Consider the following 15,638-nt stretch of genomic DNA (forward strand, 5'->3'; position numbering starts at 1 on the left):
GTCGTGTCTGGCAAATCAAGCCCTGCTGCGACGGGCAGCATTTTGTCAGACACTCCCTAGAGGCGCCGGGTCAGCGCGTCGAGGTTGGCCTCGACCCAGCGGAGCCGGGCGAGCGTGCCGGTGGGCTCGTTTCGCCCGGCTCCGTTGAGGAAGGCCAGATAGCCGCGCACCCAGCCGCCGAAGACCCAGGGTTCAGCCGGGATGTCGCCGCCGGCTTTGCGGTAGCCGTACACGGCGGCGTCGAATCGGTCGAAGCCGACGCTCCCGTCGAGGCGGGCCGCCCAGTCGAGGGCCATGCCCGCGGCCTCCTGCTCGGCGACGTACGGACCGGCGGTGTCCCAGTCGATGATCGCCAGGCTGCCGTCGAACCGGAGCAGGGCGTTCTTCGGGTGCAGATCGCCGTGGGACATGGTCAGGGTGCCCACGCCGGCCGGTCGCGCGGTCGCGGCCTCGAGGCCGGCCAGTCCGGACGCCGGATCCGTGGCCGGGTGGCCGGAAGGGTCCGCCCGCGGTGGCTCCTGAGGAGCGATGGCACGACCGGCCGTGTGAACGGCGGCCACCAACTCGCCCATCGCGGCCGACAGCTCGGGGCTGAGATCGTCGAGGGCGGGCGCCTTCCCGTCAAGCCAGCGGTGCACCCGGACTGAGCCGTCCCCGATGGGGATCACGTACGCTCCCGTCGCGGGCGACGGGACCGGCTCGGGCACCGGGATGCCCGCCCGCCAGGCGGAGACCTCGATCTCCACGGCGGGCGCGGCCGACGGCGGCAGCCGCTTCACGGCGTACGCGCCGGTGATCGTGTCGAGCCGCCACACCTCGTTGTGGTAGTAGCCGGCCACCCGTAGTCCTCGCGTCACCGCCAGGCCGAGGCCGAACGCATCACAAACCGCGCTGATGTCGAGATCCATCCACACATTTTGCCGCGCTCAGGGGGGATGCGGGGAAAGCCGGGCCGACTGCCCACAGCTCACGACCGACGCAGGGCGGACGCGTCCGGAGGGCTCAGCGGTCGATGATCTCGTTCTTCCCGATGACGACGACGCCGCTGCGGGTCACCGCGAACCGCTGGCGGTCGTACTCCAGGTCGAAGCCGATCCGGGCGCCGTCGGGGATCACCACGTTCTTGTCGATGATGGCCTTGCGGACGATCGCGCCCCTGCCGACCTTGACCGAGCCCATCAGCACCGAGTCCTCGACGTGCGAGTGGGAGTGCAGCACCACGCCGGGGGACAGGATCGAGCGCAATGCCGTGCCGCCCGACACGATGACCCCGGGCGACACGAGCGACTCCAGCGCGTGCCCCACCCGGTCGCCCTCGTTGTGCACGAACTTCGCCGGCGGCAGCGGTTCGTTGCCCGTGTAGATCGGCCACCGGTCGTTGTAGAGGTTGAAGACCGGCTGCACCGAGATGAGGTCCATGTTGGCCTCGTAGTAGGCGTCGAGCGTCCCCACGTCGCGCCAGTAGCCCCGGTCGCGCTCGGTGGAGCCGGGCACCACGTTGTCCGCGAAGTCGTACACCTCGGCGCCGCCGCTCTTGACGAACATCGGGATGATGTTGCCGCCGAGGTCGTGCTTGCTGCTGGGGTCGAGGGCGTCCTCGCGCAGGGCCTCGATCAGCGCCTGGGTCCTGAAGACGTAGTTGCCCATCGAGGCGTAGATCTGGTCGGGCGCGTCGGGCAGCCCCACCGCGTCCTTCGGCTTCTCGCGGAACGCGACGATCCGGCGGCCCGAGGGGTCGGCCTCGATGACGCCGAACTGGTCGGCCAGTTCGAGGGGCTGGCGGATCGCCGCGACGGTCACGTCCGCGCCCGAGGCGACGTGCTGGTCGACCATCTGGCGGGGATCCATCCGGTAGATGTGGTCCGCGCCGAAGACGATCACGTGGTCGGGCATCTCGTCGTAGATCAGGTTGAGGTTCTGGAACAGCGCGTCGGCCGATCCGGCGAACCAGCGCGGCCCGAGCCGCTGCTGCGCGGGCACCGGGGTCACGTAGTTGCCGAGCATCGACGACAGCCGCCACGTCCGGGAGATGTGCCGGTCCAGGCTGTGGTTCTTGTACTGCGTCAGCACCACGATCTGCCAGTAGTGCGCGTTGGCCAGGTTCGACAACACGAAGTCGATGAGCCGGTAGATGCCCCCGAAGGGCACGGCGGGCTTGGCCCGGTCCGCGGTCAGCGGCATCAGCCGCTTGCCCTCACCACCAGCGAGCACGATCGCCAGGACCTTCATAGGCAGGACCTTAACCCGCGAAATGGCTAACAAACACCAGGGACACCGGCAAACAGTGCGGATCGGGGACTCTAAGCTCACTCGTATGCGTGTCGATCTGCTGAGCCGTGAGTATCCGCCCGAGGTGTACGGCGGCGCCGGAGTCCATGTCGAGTACCTCGCGCGGGAGCTTCGCCGGCTGGCTGACGTGCGCGTTCGCTGCTTCGGCGCCCCGCGCGACGAGCCCGGAGTGCGGGCCTACGCGGTCCCCGGGGGGCTGTCGGGCGCGAACGCCGCCCTGCAGGTGCTCGGCGTCGACGTCGAGATGGCCGCCGGCTGCGAGGGCGCCGACGTCGTGCACAGCCACACCTGGTATGCGAACTTCGCCGGCCACGTCGCCAAGATGCTGTACGGCGTGCCGCACGTCGCCACCACCCACAGCCTGGAGCCGCTGCGGCCGTGGAAGGCCGAGCAGCTCGGCGGCGGCTACACGCTCTCGTCGTGGGCGGAGCGGACCGCGCTCGAGTCGGCCGACGCGATCATCGCGGTGTCCGAGGGCATGCGCCGTGACGTGCTCACGGCCTACCCCGAGATCCCCGCCGAGCGCGTACGGGTGATCCACAACGGCATCGACACCGAGGAGTACGCGCCCTCCCGGGGCACCGAGGCGCTGGTGCGGCACGGCATCGACCCGGCCGTGCCGTACGTCGTCTTCGTGGGGCGGATCACCCGGCAGAAGGGCCTGGTGCACCTGCTCCACGCGGCCCGCTCGTTCGACCCGGCGGCGCAGCTCGTGCTGTGCGCGGGCGCGCCCGACACGCCGGAGATCGCCGAGGAGGTCACGGCGCTCGTGCGCGAGCTGTCGGCCTCCCGCAAGGGCGTGGTGTGGATCTCCGAGATGCTGCCCAGGCCCGAGGTGATCCAGATCCTCACGCACGCCACCGTGTTCGTGTGCCCCTCGGTCTACGAGCCGATGGGCATCGTGAACCTGGAAGCGATGGCGTGCGAGACCGCTGTCGTGGCGACCGCGACCGGAGGCATCCCCGAGGTCGTCGCCGACGGCGAGACGGGCCTGCTCGTCCCGATCGACCAGGGCGGGGACGGCGAGCCGCACGACCCCGAGGCGTTCGCCGGAGCGCTGGCCGAGCGGGTCAACACGGTGCTCGGCGATCCCCGCCTGGCCGCCGGGATGGGCGAGGCCGGACGGGTGCGGGCGATCGAGCACTTCTCCTGGCGGCGGATCGCCGAGCGCACCCACGAGCTCTACGCGTCGCTCACCCGCCAGGGATGATCATGGTGACGCCGGCGGACGCGCCCGGCCGGGTCAGCGCGTCCGGCGCGTCGTCCAGGCCGATGGTACGGGTGACGAGCAGGTCGGGGCGGAGCACGCCCGCCGCGATCAGCTCCAGCATCGGGGGATAGGCGTGGGCGGCCATGCCGTGGCTGCCCACGATCTCCAGCTCGTGCGCGATCACCCGGCCCATCGGCAGGGAGGTCTCCCCGGGGAGCAGGCCCACCTGCACGTGGCGGCCCCGCCTGCGCAGGCCGCCGATCGACGCGGCGCAGGTCGCGGGGTCGCCCAGCGCGTCGAGGGAGACGTCGGCGCCGCCTCCGGTGGCCGCCCTGACCCGCGCGGCCGCATCCTCGGGAGAGCCGCCCACGCCGAGCAGGACGCAGTCGGCCGCGCCGAACCGCTTGGCCAGATCCAGCGCGGCGGGGGACACGTCCACCGCGACCACCCGCGCGCCCACGGCGGCGCCGATCATCACGGCCGACAGCCCGACCCCGCCGCAGCCGTGCACGGCGAGCCACCGGCCCGCCCGGACCCGTCCCTGCTCGACGACGGCCCGGAACGCGGTGGCGAAGCGGCAGCCCAGGCTCGCCGCCGTGGCGAACGCCATGCCGTCGGGCAGCCGCACGAGGTTCACGTCGGCGTGGTCGATCGCGACGAGCTCGGCGAACGACCCCCAGTGGGTGAAACCGGGCTGCGTCTGGCGCTCGCACACCTGCTGGTTGCCCGCGGCGCACTCATGGCAGCTCCCGCAGGCGCAGATGAACGGCACCATGACCCGGTCGCCGGGCCGCCAGCCGGAGACCCCCGGCCCGGCGGCGTGCACCACCCCCGCCAGCTCGTGCCCCGGCACGTGCGGCAGGACGGTGATGTCCGCGTCGTGGCCCATCCACCCGTGCCAGTCGCTGCGGCACATCCCGGTCGCCTCGACCCTGATCACCACGCCGTCCGGCGGCGCCACCGGGTCCGCCACCTCGCGCACCTCGGCCCGCCCGCCGAACTCCTCGTACACCACCGCGCGCATGTCACGCTCCTTTCCCTGGCCGTACGCTAATCGGGTGATTGCGATCGACCGGATACGGATGGCCTTCACCGACCGGCACGGCGGCGTGAGCGCCGGGCCGTACGGCACGCGCAACCTCGGCGGGGCGGTGGGGGACGACCCCGCGGCGGTCGCCGAGAACCGGGCGAAGACGGCCGCGGAGTTCGGGCTCGACCAGGTGGTGTTCATGCGCCAGGTCCACGGGACCGACGTCGCCTACGCCACAAGGCCGTTCGGGGACGACCCGCCCGCGCTGGACGGGGTGTTCACCGACCGTCCCGGGCTCGGCCTGGCGGTCCTGGTCGCCGACTGCGCGCCCGTGCTGGTGGCCGACCCGGTGGCCGGCCTGGTCGGCGGCGCGCACTCGGGACGGCCCGGCACGGAGGCGGGCGTGGTTTCCGCTTTGGTCGAGGCGATGGCGGCCCGGGGGGCCGAGCCGGGGCGGATGGTCGCGGTGATCGGGCCCTCGGCGTGCGGGCTGTGTTACGAGGTGCCGGAGGACCTGCGCGAGCGCGTGGCGGCCCGCGTGCCCGAGACCCGCTCGCGGACCCGGCACGGCACGCCCGCGCTCGACATCAGGGCGGGGATCGCGGCCCAGCTCGCCAGGGCCGGCGTGGCCGACGTCCGGCACGACGACCGCTGCACGATCGAGACCGATGACCTCTATTCCTACCGGCGGGAACAGCGCACCGGGCGCTTCGCCGGCTACGTCTGGCTCACCGCCGGCTGAGACCGCTCCGCGACGGCCGCCGGGCGCGGAGGACGGGCCCTACGCCAACTGGGACCGGGAGGCCGAGGCGCTGCTGGCGCTGCTCGACCGGTCGATGCCGGAACGTGTGACCGGCATCGGCCTCGACGGCTCCGGCGGCGCGACGATGCGGGTCCTGACCGTGGACGACGTCGAGCGCGCCGCGGCCGTGGCGGCGGCGTGCGGCGGCCGGGTCGTGGTGCCGCCGGGCGACCGGCCCGAATGGGGACCGACCTGCCGCACCGCCCACCTGCGCGACCCCGACGGCAACCTCGTCGAGCTCCAGTCCTACTGAGCGCGGCCTGCTGGCCGCCCACGCAGCGCGGCCAGCAGGCCGAGGGTCCGTGCCCGCTCGCGCTCGTCCCCGAAGGGGCTCACCAGGAGTTCGGTCGCGCCCGCCTCGGCATAGGCGCGGACGGTGCGTTCGACCGCCGACTCGTCCCCGGCGACGACCGTCTCCTCCACTCCCGACCGGCCCTGGCGGTCCAGGATCGCCCGGTAGCTGGGCAGGTCGCTCGCGGCTCCGAGGGACTCCGCGACCCGCCGCCGTACGCCCTCGGGGTCGGCTGTCACGCTCACGATCACACCGGCCACGACGCGCGGCCGCGGCCGTCCGGCGGCCGTGGCGGCGCGGGTGACCGCCGGCGTCACATGGTCGGCGATCGTCTCCGGGCCGGTCCAGACGGTCACCACGCCGTCGGCGAGTTCGCCGGCCATCCGCAGCATGACCGGCCCGAGGGCGGCCAGCAGGACCGGCGGCGGCTCGGCGCCGGGCACCTCGACCCGCCCCGCCGCCGTCAGCGTCTCCCCGTGGTAGTCGACCTGCTCGCCCCGCAGCAGCGGGACCAGCGCGGACAGGTACTCGCGGATGTGCCGGGCCGGTCGGTCGTACGAAAGGCCGAAGTGCTTCTCGATGAGCGGCCCGTGGCTCGGCCCGATGCCGAGCGTGAAGCGGTTGCCGCTGGCCGCCTGGGTGGTGAGCGCCTGCCCGGCGAGCGCCAGCGGATGTCTCGGGTAGGTCTGGGTCACCGCCGTGCCGACGGCGATCCCGGGCACCTCGCGGGCGGCGAGCGCCGCGAGCTGGACGGCGTCCCACGACAGGATCTGGTTGAAGTAAGCGCTGTCGAGGCCGGCCTCGGCCGCCTCACGTACCTGCCCGATCACGTCGTCCAGGCTCAGGCCGCTCCCTCCGGCGGCCACTCCGAGTTTCATCGTGCCTCCTAATGTGAACCGGAGATTCCGGTTCCGTCTACGCACTCTACAATAAGGTGAATTCTGAATTCCGGTTGGGGGAGACCTGTGCGAGCCGACGCCCGGCGCAACCGCGCGCTCATCGTGGACGCGGCCGTCGACCTGTTCACGGCCCGGGGCCCGGAGGCCTCGATGGAGGAGATCGCGCAGGCGGCCGGGCTCGGCGTGGGTACGCTCTACCGTCACTTCCCGGACCGGCGGGCGTTGCTGGAGGAGATCGCGGCCGGCGCGCTTCGGACCCTGATCGAGGCCGCGCGGGATCACGCCGCCCGCCCGGTGAGCCGGTGGGACGCGCTGCTGGCGTGCGTCCGGCGCGGCGCCGACCTGCCGCTGGCTCTGACCAAGTCGTTGTCGGACGGTGCCGAGGCCCACCCGGAGCTGGGCCCGCTCGTACGCGACCTCGACGCCACGCTCGAAGACCTTGCCGCGGGAGCCCAGCGGGAGGGTGCCGTCCGCGGCGACATCACCCCGCGCGAGGTCGTCGAGCTGCTCAGCGTCGCCGTGTGCCGCCCCGGAGCCCGGCCGGACGACGCGCTGACCACCGTCATCCTCGACGGACTCGCCCCACGGGCGGCCTCGCGCGGGGCCGGGACCTGACTGACGCTCGAGGCGACCGGCGCCGGGCTTGCGGGCGACTTGCAGCGGTTGCGGAAAGCCTGCGGCAAGGGGCGTGCAGGCGAGCGGGCCTATCACTGAGGTGTACCGACCCGGCGGCGACGGCCAGACCGGGAAGCACCCTCACCCGCACCTTCAGGAGACAGTCATGAAGCGCACCCTGCTCGGTCTGGCCGCCGCCGCGATCTCCGGTCTGGCCGTCACGGTCCCCGTCACCCTCACGGCCGGGCCGGCCTCCGCGAGCGGCGACTACGGCCCGGACACCTGCATCGAGGGCTACGTCTGGCGCGAGGCCGGTCCCGGCGACCACGTCTGCGTGACCTCCGCGACCCGCACCCGGACCCTCGCCGACAACGCCGCCAAGGCGTCCCGCTGGACCTCCGGCCCGTTCGGCCCGCACACCTGCACGACCGGCTACGTGTGGCGTGAGGCGTTCACCGGCGACGACGTGTGCGTCACCCCCGCCGTCCGCGCGCAGGCCAAGCTCGACAACGGCAAGGCGGCCGAGCGCAAGGTCTCGGCCAGGCTGTGGATCACCCGCTACACCGTCCCGCCGGTGGACAACGGCGACGGCACCTCCACCAGCACCTCCGTCGACGACATCCCGCGCCTCAAGATCAACGGCGACCACTTCAACCTCGGCCAGGTCAGGCTCTACATCCGCTACACCAGCGGCAAGCTCTACTGGAGCGGCACGGTGACCGCGAGCGCGCACAGCGGGTACGTCGCCGGGAGCTTCGGCAAGAAGACCGGCGTGTTCGACTGCGCCTTCGGGGGCAAGCCGGCCAACGCCTACGCCCAGGCGCAGGACGTCATCTCCGGCCGCTGGTCGGCCAAGGTCCCCGTACGCGTCGGCTGCGCCGTCCTCTGACTCCGAGGGCAGGAAACTTCCCATAACCGGCGAACACGGAGGACCGGCCCGGTCGGTCCGGTCCTCCGGCGCGTCTCGGGAGCGCCGCGGCCGGGGTCAGGGGATCTTCTGGTAGGCCTGGCGTTCCAATCGTCGTGATCGGGGTAGTCGGTGGGCCGGCGGGGACCCACCGGAGGCCGGCCCGCGACCCGGCCTCCGGCGGGTCCCCACCCCCCCGACCTGTGAGGGACTGACATGGGAACCGCGACCCCGGTGCCGGAGACCAGGAGCATGAGCGGCGACGAGCTGTCGGCCGACGACGCCTACGCCGCCATACGACGGTACGGCGGCTGGCACCTCATCCGTGACGCGTACGTCCGGTTCAGATACGGCGACGGCGTGAGCAACGCCCGCGCCCTCGCCTTCCAGACCTGCCTCGCGATCATCCCGGGAGCGATCGCCGTCGTGGGCCTGAGCTCGGTGCTGAACCAGGAACGACTCGGCCGGCTTCTGGAGCTCACCCTGCGGCGGCTCACCCCCGGCGCGGGCTCGCAGGTGATCCAGGAGACGCTCAGCCAGAGCCACCACGCCTCGGGCGCGGGAGGGAAGCTGGCGCTGTGGCTCGGTCTGCTGACCGCGCTGGTGTCACTGACCACCGCCATGGGCCAGTTCGAACGCGGAGCCAACCGCATCTACGGCATCGAGCGCGACCGCCCCTTCGCCGCCAAGTACGGAAGGGCGCTGCTGATGGCCGTCACGGCGGGCCTGCTCATGAGCATCGGGTTCGTCATCCTGGTCGGCGGCGGCGCGGTCGGCGAGGCCGCGGCGCACGCCTACGGCTGGAGCGACACGACCGAGCGGCTGTGGGGCTGGCTGCGGTGGCCGATCGGCTTCCTGCTGGCCGTCCTGTCGATCTCGGTGCTGTTCCGCTCCTCGCCCCGGCGCAAGCAGCCGGGCCACACCTGGCTCGCGGTCGGGGCTACGGTCGCCGTGCTGCTGTGGACGCTGTTCACCTGGCTGCTCGCGCTCTACACGGCCGGCAGCGGCACGTTCGGCGCGACGTACGGACCGCTCACGGCGATCGTGGCGTTGCTGCTGTGGTCGTTCCTCAGCTCGATGGCGCTCTTCCTCGGCCTGGCCTTCTCGGCGCAGCTGGAGGCCTGCCGCGCGGGGCGCGGCGAACCGGCGGAACCCGACCCCGGCCCCGCCCCGGCCCCGGCCGCGGCGCGAGAGCACCAGCCCGTCGGGAGCGGCCGATGAGCTGGTGGCGCAGGCGGTTCGACCCCCAGCACGGACTCGGTCTGCGGCTGACGGTGGCGGTGGCGGCGGTGACGCTGATCGGGGTGCCGTTCACGGTGCTGCTGGTCTTCGTCAAGACCTCCTTCGGCCCGCTCACCGAGATCGACGAGGGCGCCGCGCGGGACCTGCACGTCTACGCGGTCGGCAACCCGGGCTTCGCCCGGCTGATGGAACTCGTCAGCGACGTCTTCGCGCCGCTGACGTGGCGGATCGCGGTCGGCGCCGCGGTCGCCTGGCTGGTCTGGCGCCGCGCCTACCACCTGGCCCTGTGGGCGGCCACCACGCTCACGGTCGGCGGACTGCTCGGCCTCGCCCTGAAGGTCGTCGTCGCGCGGGCCCGGCCCAGCCTGCCCGACCCCGTCGCCATCGCTCCCGGCGCGTCGTTCCCCTCGGGACACACGGTCAACGCCACGCTCGGGGCCGGGATCCTGCTGCTGCTCGTCCTGCCCCTCGTACGCGAGCGGGGGCGCGCGCTCGCCTGGGCGCTCGCCGTGCTGATCCCGCTGGCGGTCGGCTTCAGCCGGATCGCGCTCGGCGTGCACTGGTTCAGCGACGTGGCGGCGGGCCTGGTGTTCGGCGTGGCCGTGGTGGCCGCCACGGCCGCCGCGTTCGAGACCTGGCGCCGGCGGGACGTGGGCCGCCGCCCGGCCCAGCCGTTACGCGAGGGCGTCGGGCCGGAGGCGAAGAGGGAAATCACCCCCCAAGGAGGACGAATTGGCCACCGTTCGTGAACGTCCGGCCCGCGGCGGACGGGAGCCGTCCGCCGCGCCCCCTCACGGAGTCGCCGCGGAGGCGGGCCGGCGGATCCTGCTCCCGCTTGCGCTCATGGCGTTGGTGACCCTCGGGCTCGGCCTGCTGATCACCAAGGTCATGGAGCACTCGACGCTCGTCGCGCAGGACGAGGCGGTCAGCCGCGAGATCGCTCAGGAGCGCACACCGTTCTGGAACGAGGTGACCCACTACGCCTCGATGCTGTCCGACACCCCCGTGATCATCGTGGTGACGGCGATCATGGCAGTGCTCTTCCGGCTCGTCTACCGGCGCTGGCGGGAGTCGGTCTTCCTGGTGGCCGCCGTCTGCGCCCAGTCGGCGATCTTCCTGCTCGCGACCGTGTTCGCGCAGCGGGCCCGCCCGCACGTGCCGCACCTCGACCCCGCGCCGCCGACGTCCAGCTATCCGTCGGGGCACACCAGCGCCGCCGTGGCGTTCTACTGCGGCACCGCGCTCGTCCTGACGCTGCACACGCACCGCCACACGATCCTGAAGGCGCTGTGGTGGCTGCTCGGCGCGGGCGCGGCCCTGGCGGTCGGCCTTTCGCGGCTCTACCGGGGCATGCACCATCTGACGGACGTGAGCTGGGGCTACGTGCTCGGGATCTTCTGCGTGGTCGTGCTCGCCCAGGCCCTGCTGCTGCGGCCGCTCACGGCGTCGCGACGCGCCGCTTCGAGGCGGGCCGTACGCGGCGCCGCGCGGGCCTGACCGGCTCCCACCTCCGGGCTCGACCGGCTCCCGCCGATGGGGGAGCCGGTGGCCGGGGCGGTCAGGCCGACACGCCGGTGAGGCGGCAGGCGTCCGCCCAGCGAGCGGGGTCGACCGTGGCCGGAGCCGGTTCGGCGGCGGTCCCCGTGCCGGCCCCGGAGGCGCTGCCCACGATGGTTCCGGCTGTGCTTCCGGCGGCGGTTTCGGCGCTGGTTTCGGCGCTGATTTCGGCGGCGGGGCGCAACAGGGCCCAGCAGTCGTCGATCGCGTCGGCCAGCAGATCCCGCAGCAGCGGATCGGGGTCGGGCACGCACGCCTGGGCGATGCCCCGGACCGCGAGCTGCACGGTGTTCGGCGCGGCGTACCTGCGGAAGCCCTTGGGTGAGACCCGTACGCCGCGCCCGAAGGTGTAGGCCCAGCGGGTGGCGTCCGGCACCTGGGCCAGCGCCTGCCTGCTGCGCTCGCTCAGGTCGCGGACCGGGCGGCCCTCCAGTTCGGCGAGCACGTGCTCGCCCGAAAGGATCGAGACCGCCATCGCGAGCTGGCGCTCGTGCGCGACGACCGGCAGCGCGGCCCTGGCCGAGCACAGGGCGATCCGCGCGTCGAGGCGCGGATCGTCTCCCGTCAGCCCGATCACCGACGGGATCAGCTCGGCCAGCCGGGGCCGGGCGGCGTCGGAGGTGTGGTCGTTGACGAGCCGGGCGAGCCCGGCGAGCAGCGGGTGCGTGCACGACGGGTGGTCGCTCCACCGCTCACCTGCGAGGTAGGACGCGAACTCCATGAAGCAGGCGCCCTTGCTGGGATTGCGATGCTTGCCACGAGACAGCATGGGCATCGCTGGGGGCATGTGACCGTGCACGAGCTACTCCACGCTAAATCGCCTATGGTGTCCCTTTCAGTGTGCGCCCGGTACGAGGCATTGAGAAGAACCCTTACTCCGACTTGTCCTCCGTATGGCGGAACACCAGTGGCGGCCGTACGAATCCGTCGCCGGCGCGCGGTGCGGACGTCGCGGGGATCTCAGGAACGTCGCGGGGATCTCAGGAACAGAGGGCGGCGTCGACGGCCTTGTCGACGTGGCCGAGCGCCTGGAGGCTGCCGGGCAGCAAGGTGACGGCGACGGCGGCGGCCCGCCCGTCCTCGGTGACCGCGTTGCTCGTGTGGAAGCCGAAGATGTCGCCGCCGTGGCCCCAGGCGAGGCCGCCGCAGCTCAGCGGTGTGCTGACCAGGCCGAGGCCGTAGCGCGCGCCATTGCCGAGGCCGTCCGCCCTCACCGTGGTCCGCATCTCCCTCAGCTGATCGGGTTCGAGCAGTTCGCCGCCGAGTACGGCCCTGAAGAAGCGGTTCACGTCCCTCGGTGTGGAGATCATCCCCCCGGCGGACCAGGCCTGCGAGGGGTCCCAGGCGGTGACGTCGGTGAACGGCTCGTCCCGGTCGTCGCGGTGATAACCCTTCGGATGCGGCGCGCGGACACGCCGGTCGCCGGCGTCCGGGAGGTAGGTGTGGCGCAGCCCGAGCCGCTTGACGATCCGCTGATCGATCTGCTCGGCCAGCGGGCGGCGGGTGACCCTCTCGATCAGCAGCCCGGCGACCAGGTAATTGGTGTTGCTGTACTCCCACTTCGCGCCGGGCGTGAAGTGCGCCTTCTCCTTCAGCGCCAGGTCGAGCAGCTCGCGGGGCTGCATGTAGGTGTTCCGGTGGGAGAGCGGGTCCTTGACGAGGAAGGCCGTGTAGTCGGGCAGGCCGCTGGTGTGCTGGAGCAGCCGCCGCACGGTGATGCGGCGGCCGTCGTTGCCCCTGCCGCGGATGAGCCCGGGCAGGTAGGTCTCGATCGGCTCGTCGAGCTTCACCCTGCCCTCGCCGGCGAGCTGCAGCACGACGACGGCGGTGAACGTCTTGGTGTTGCTGCCTATGCGGACGTAGCCGTCGACCGGCACTTTCGCCCTGGTGCGGAGGTCGGCGACCCCGGCCGTGTAATCGCGCACACGCCCGTCACGGCCGCGTACGGAGGCCAGCGCGGCGGGGAACCCATCGGACCGGACAAGGGTGTCCAGCGACGCCTGCACGGTGTCATCGGGCCGCGCGGTATCCCCGGCCTTCACGGTGTCCCCGGCCCGCGCGGTGTTCTCGGCGTCGGCGGTGTTCTCGGCATGGGCCGTGCCCTGGGGGGCGGCGAGGCCGTACGTCAAGGCGAGCACGGCGGCCGACAGGTGGATCCATCGGCGGGAACGGACGCGGTCGGTCGTGTGATCGGTCGTGTGATCGGTCATGGCGACGATCCTGCTGGGGACGGGAGCCCGCATCGAGAGTGCAGGCACGCCTTTCCGTGGTGGTGCCAGCTCTACCATCGACCGGCACATGCGCGTCGGCACAGCCCGCAGCGAGGGACGACAATCGTGGAGGTGAAGATCCCGTGCGTCGCATGAACACACGACGCCAGCCCCGGAACCGGATCGCAAAAAAAGAGGTGGAGACGGGATTTGAACCCGTGTACGCGGCTTTGCAGGCCGCTGCCTCGCCTCTCGGCCACTCCACCAGAGCGAGGCCCGCATTCGTGACCTCTCGGAGCGGAAGACGGGATTCGAACCCGCGACCCTCACCTTGGCAAGGTGATGCTCTACCACTGAGCCACTTCCGCGTCCGCCTCGCGGCGACGTGGCTACTGTACCGGGTTTTCGCCCCCAGTGTGTACTCAGAACGGCCGGGCGGTCGCTCGGCGGAAGACGCGGTCGGCTCCCCGCTCGATCGCGGGCAGAGTCAGGAAGATCTCCAGGATCCGGGTGAGCCGGTGCACCTCGTTGCGGTGGAAGGCCGGCCCCTCCGCCCTGGCGAGCATCAGCGCCAACGCCAGCGGCGGCAGCGGTGCGACGATCACGTGCAGGCCGGACGGCAGCGTGGTGGACGTCGGCCTGGGCGGGGTCTCCTTCGGAAACGGGATGTCCTCGGGGGCGCGCCAGCTCGCGTACACGGTGACGCGCGGGTCCTTCTCGGTCGCCGCCGCGGCCCAGTCGGCGCTGAACAGCACCGGCATGGAGTCGATCAGCGTGCCGAGCGCGCGGTCGCCCGCAGTGGCGAGGAACTTCAGGATCTCCAGCTCCGGGTAGGTGCCGGGCGCCTCCCTGGTGCCCCAGATGCCCTCGATCTGGACCTCGTCCATGTCATCGAGGGCCCGTACGAGATCCTCGCGGGGCGCGGAGTCGGGCCAGTAGACGGTGAAGTCGTCGAGGGCGCGGCCGTCGCCCCAGTCGAGCACCGTCACCTGGGTGATGTCGGCGCCCGCGGCCCCCAGGACCCCGGTCACGTGGCTCAGCGAGCCCGGACGATCCGGCAAGGCGATTCTCAGCCGCAAGAGCATGACGACCTCCCCCACCGTTGGTCCAGGTCAGATTATCCGGGGCAAAAGCTCCACGTCCACGATCTTGTACGGTTCACAGCCGGCAGCGGGGAAAATGAACGTGTGAAAGTCGGCGCGCTCGAGGTCTGGCCCCCGGTGGTGCTCGCTCCCATGGCGGGCATCACGAACATCGGTTTCCGCACGCTCTGCCGGGAGCAGGGCGGCGGCCTGTTCGTGTCCGAGATGATCACTTCCCGGGCGCTGGTCGAGCGGGTGCCGCTGACGTTCCAGATGATCCGGTTCGGCCCGGAGGAGTCGCCCCGCAGCATCCAGCTGTACGGGGTCGACCCCGCCGTGATCGGCAAGGCCGCGCGGATGATCGCCGAGGAGGACCTGGCCGACCACATCGACCTGAACTTCGGCTGCCCGGTGCCCAAGGTCACCCGCAGGGGCGGCGGGTCGGCCCTGCCGTACAAGCGGAACCTGCTGCGCGCCATCCTGCGCGAGGCGGTGGCCGGCGCCGGGCCGCTGCCGGTCACGATGAAGATGCGCATGGGCATCGACGAGGACCACCTGACCTACGTCGAGGCGGGCAGGACCGCCGTCGAGGAGGGCCTCGCCGCCGTCGCCCTGCACGCGCGTACGGCCCGCCAGCACTACGGCGGCACCGCGCACTGGGGCGCGATCAAGCGGCTGAAGGACGCGGTGCCGGAGATCCCGGTGCTCGGCAACGGCGACATCTGGAGCGCCGACGACGCGCTGCGCATGGTCGCGGAGACCGGCTGCGACGGGGTGGTGATCGGCCGGGGCTGCCTGGGCCGGCCGTGGCTGTTCCGCGACCTCGACCTGGCCTTCCGCGGCTCGGCCGAGCGCACCCGTCCCCGCCTCGGAGAGGTCGGTGCGATGATGCTGCGCCACGCCGAGCTGCTCTGCGAGGTCATCGGCAGCGAACGCCACGGGCTGGCCGACTTCCGCAAGCACGTCGGGTGGTATCTCAAGGGCTTCGTCGTCGGGGCAGAGACCCGCCGCGCCCTCACCTCCGTCACCGGGCTGTCCGAGATGGCCGAGCGGGTCGCCGAACTGGACGCGGACCAGCCCTGGCCGGACGAGGCCGACGGCCCCCGCGGCAAGAGCGGCGAGCGGTCCAAGGTGTCGCTGCCGCACGGCTGGCTCGATGACCCCGACGACCTGACGATCCCCGGCGCCGGAGCCGAGGACCCCACCTCCGGCGGCTGAGGCGTCTCCATGGCGCTCGCTCCGCTCGCGCGGCTCGGGCGCCCGCAGACCATGTCTTCCCTCGGTGCGTGCTCGCTCGTTCCTCGCTGCGCGCGCTCCTCAGTCCAGACACGGTCGCGCCCTCGCTGTGTCCATGGCGCTCGCTCCGCTCGCGCGGGTCGGGCGCCCGCAGACCATGTCTTCCCTCGGTGCGTGCTCGCTCGTTCCTCGCTGCGCGCGCTCCTCAGTCCAGACACGGTCGCGCCCTCGCTGTGTCCATGGCGCTCGCTCCGCTCGCGCGGGTCG

General features: G+C 72.4%; 16 protein-coding genes and 2 tRNA genes. 9 read left to right on the top strand and 9 right to left on the bottom strand.

The window, feature by feature from the left end; translation table 11 throughout:
- Positions 1 to 56 precede the first annotated feature (56 nt).
- Positions 57 to 908 (bottom strand): phosphotransferase, encoded by an 852-nt coding sequence (locus HHX41_RS10760; RefSeq protein ID WP_182905831.1) that lies wholly within the window; start codon positions 906 to 908, stop codon positions 57 to 59.
- A 94-nt stretch (positions 909 to 1,002) separates the two neighbouring features.
- Positions 1,003 to 2,310, bottom strand: coding sequence for a glucose-1-phosphate adenylyltransferase (glgC, locus tag HHX41_RS10765; protein ID WP_310741920.1), 1,308 nt, complete (start codon positions 2,308 to 2,310; stop codon positions 1,003 to 1,005).
- Between the two features lie 4 nt (positions 2,311 to 2,314).
- Between glgC and glgA the strand changes: the two genes are divergently transcribed.
- Positions 2,315 to 3,499, top strand: coding sequence for a glycogen synthase (glgA, locus tag HHX41_RS10770; RefSeq protein ID WP_169983278.1), 1,185 nt, complete (start codon positions 2,315 to 2,317; stop codon positions 3,497 to 3,499).
- Here the strand turns inward: glgA and HHX41_RS10775 are convergent.
- A complete protein-coding gene (locus HHX41_RS10775; protein ID WP_182905832.1) occupies positions 3,483 to 4,523 on the bottom strand; it encodes a zinc-dependent alcohol dehydrogenase family protein in 1,041 nt (346 codons plus the stop codon). The genes glgA and HHX41_RS10775 overlap by 17 nt on opposite strands.
- A 58-nt stretch (positions 4,524 to 4,581) precedes the next feature.
- Between HHX41_RS10775 and pgeF the strand changes: the two genes are divergently transcribed.
- Both pgeF and HHX41_RS10785 read left to right on the top strand, forming a co-directional pair.
- Positions 4,582 to 5,271 (top strand): peptidoglycan editing factor PgeF, encoded by a 690-nt coding sequence (gene pgeF, locus HHX41_RS10780; RefSeq protein WP_182905999.1) that lies wholly within the window; start codon positions 4,582 to 4,584, stop codon positions 5,269 to 5,271.
- Positions 5,198 to 5,584, top strand: coding sequence for a VOC family protein (locus HHX41_RS10785; RefSeq protein WP_182905833.1), 387 nt, complete (start codon positions 5,198 to 5,200; stop codon positions 5,582 to 5,584). The genes pgeF and HHX41_RS10785 overlap by 74 nt, the downstream gene beginning before the upstream one ends.
- On the opposite strand, the gene HHX41_RS10790 is transcribed toward HHX41_RS10785, so the two are convergent.
- A complete protein-coding gene (locus HHX41_RS10790; RefSeq protein WP_182905834.1) occupies positions 5,578 to 6,501 on the bottom strand; it encodes an LLM class F420-dependent oxidoreductase in 924 nt (307 codons plus the stop codon). The genes HHX41_RS10785 and HHX41_RS10790 overlap by 7 nt on opposite strands.
- Before the next feature lie 87 nt (positions 6,502 to 6,588).
- Here HHX41_RS10790 and HHX41_RS10795 point away from each other — a divergent pair, with 87 nt between their 5' ends.
- From HHX41_RS10795 to HHX41_RS10815, 5 genes are all read left to right on the top strand, one after another.
- Positions 6,589 to 7,137, top strand: a complete 549-nt coding sequence (locus HHX41_RS10795; RefSeq protein WP_182905835.1) for a TetR/AcrR family transcriptional regulator — start codon at positions 6,589 to 6,591, stop codon at positions 7,135 to 7,137.
- Between the two features lie 166 nt (positions 7,138 to 7,303).
- Positions 7,304 to 8,026, top strand: coding sequence for a hypothetical protein (locus tag HHX41_RS10800; RefSeq protein WP_182905836.1), 723 nt, complete (start codon positions 7,304 to 7,306; stop codon positions 8,024 to 8,026).
- 234 nt (positions 8,027 to 8,260) lie between these two features.
- Positions 8,261 to 9,265 (top strand): YihY/virulence factor BrkB family protein, encoded by a 1,005-nt coding sequence (locus HHX41_RS10805; RefSeq protein ID WP_182905837.1) that lies wholly within the window; start codon positions 8,261 to 8,263, stop codon positions 9,263 to 9,265.
- Positions 9,262 to 10,035 (top strand): phosphatase PAP2 family protein, encoded by a 774-nt coding sequence (locus HHX41_RS10810; protein WP_182905838.1) that lies wholly within the window; start codon positions 9,262 to 9,264, stop codon positions 10,033 to 10,035. The genes HHX41_RS10805 and HHX41_RS10810 overlap by 4 nt, the downstream gene beginning before the upstream one ends.
- Entirely contained in the window at positions 10,019 to 10,783 is a 765-nt protein-coding gene (locus HHX41_RS10815; RefSeq protein ID WP_182905839.1) for a phosphatase PAP2 family protein, read from the top strand. The genes HHX41_RS10810 and HHX41_RS10815 overlap by 17 nt, the downstream gene beginning before the upstream one ends.
- A gap of 61 nt (positions 10,784 to 10,844) precedes the next feature.
- Here the strand turns inward: HHX41_RS10815 and HHX41_RS10820 are convergent, their stop codons facing one another.
- From HHX41_RS10820 to HHX41_RS10840, 5 genes are all read right to left on the bottom strand, one after another.
- Complete coding sequence (locus HHX41_RS10820) at positions 10,845 to 11,618, bottom strand: hypothetical protein (protein ID WP_182905840.1); 774 nt, start codon at positions 11,616 to 11,618, stop codon at positions 10,845 to 10,847.
- 205 nt (positions 11,619 to 11,823) lie between these two features.
- Entirely contained in the window at positions 11,824 to 13,053 is a 1,230-nt protein-coding gene (locus tag HHX41_RS10825) for a serine hydrolase (RefSeq protein WP_182905841.1), read from the bottom strand.
- 195 nt (positions 13,054 to 13,248) lie between these two features.
- A tRNA-Cys gene (locus HHX41_RS10830) sits at positions 13,249 to 13,319 on the bottom strand.
- A gap of 30 nt (positions 13,320 to 13,349) precedes the next feature.
- A tRNA-Gly gene (locus tag HHX41_RS10835) sits at positions 13,350 to 13,421 on the bottom strand.
- A 54-nt stretch (positions 13,422 to 13,475) separates the two neighbouring features.
- Positions 13,476 to 14,138, bottom strand: coding sequence for an amino acid-binding protein (locus tag HHX41_RS10840; RefSeq protein WP_182905842.1), 663 nt, complete (start codon positions 14,136 to 14,138; stop codon positions 13,476 to 13,478).
- A gap of 102 nt (positions 14,139 to 14,240) precedes the next feature.
- Here HHX41_RS10840 and dusB point away from each other — a divergent pair, with 102 nt between their 5' ends.
- Entirely contained in the window at positions 14,241 to 15,353 is a 1,113-nt protein-coding gene (gene dusB / locus HHX41_RS10845; protein ID WP_182905843.1) for a tRNA dihydrouridine synthase DusB, read from the top strand.
- Positions 15,354 to 15,638: the final 285 nt, after the last annotated feature.

It is taken from the genome of Microbispora sp. H13382 (assembly GCF_014161445.1).
GTDB lineage: Bacteria > Actinomycetota > Actinomycetes > Streptosporangiales > Streptosporangiaceae > Microbispora.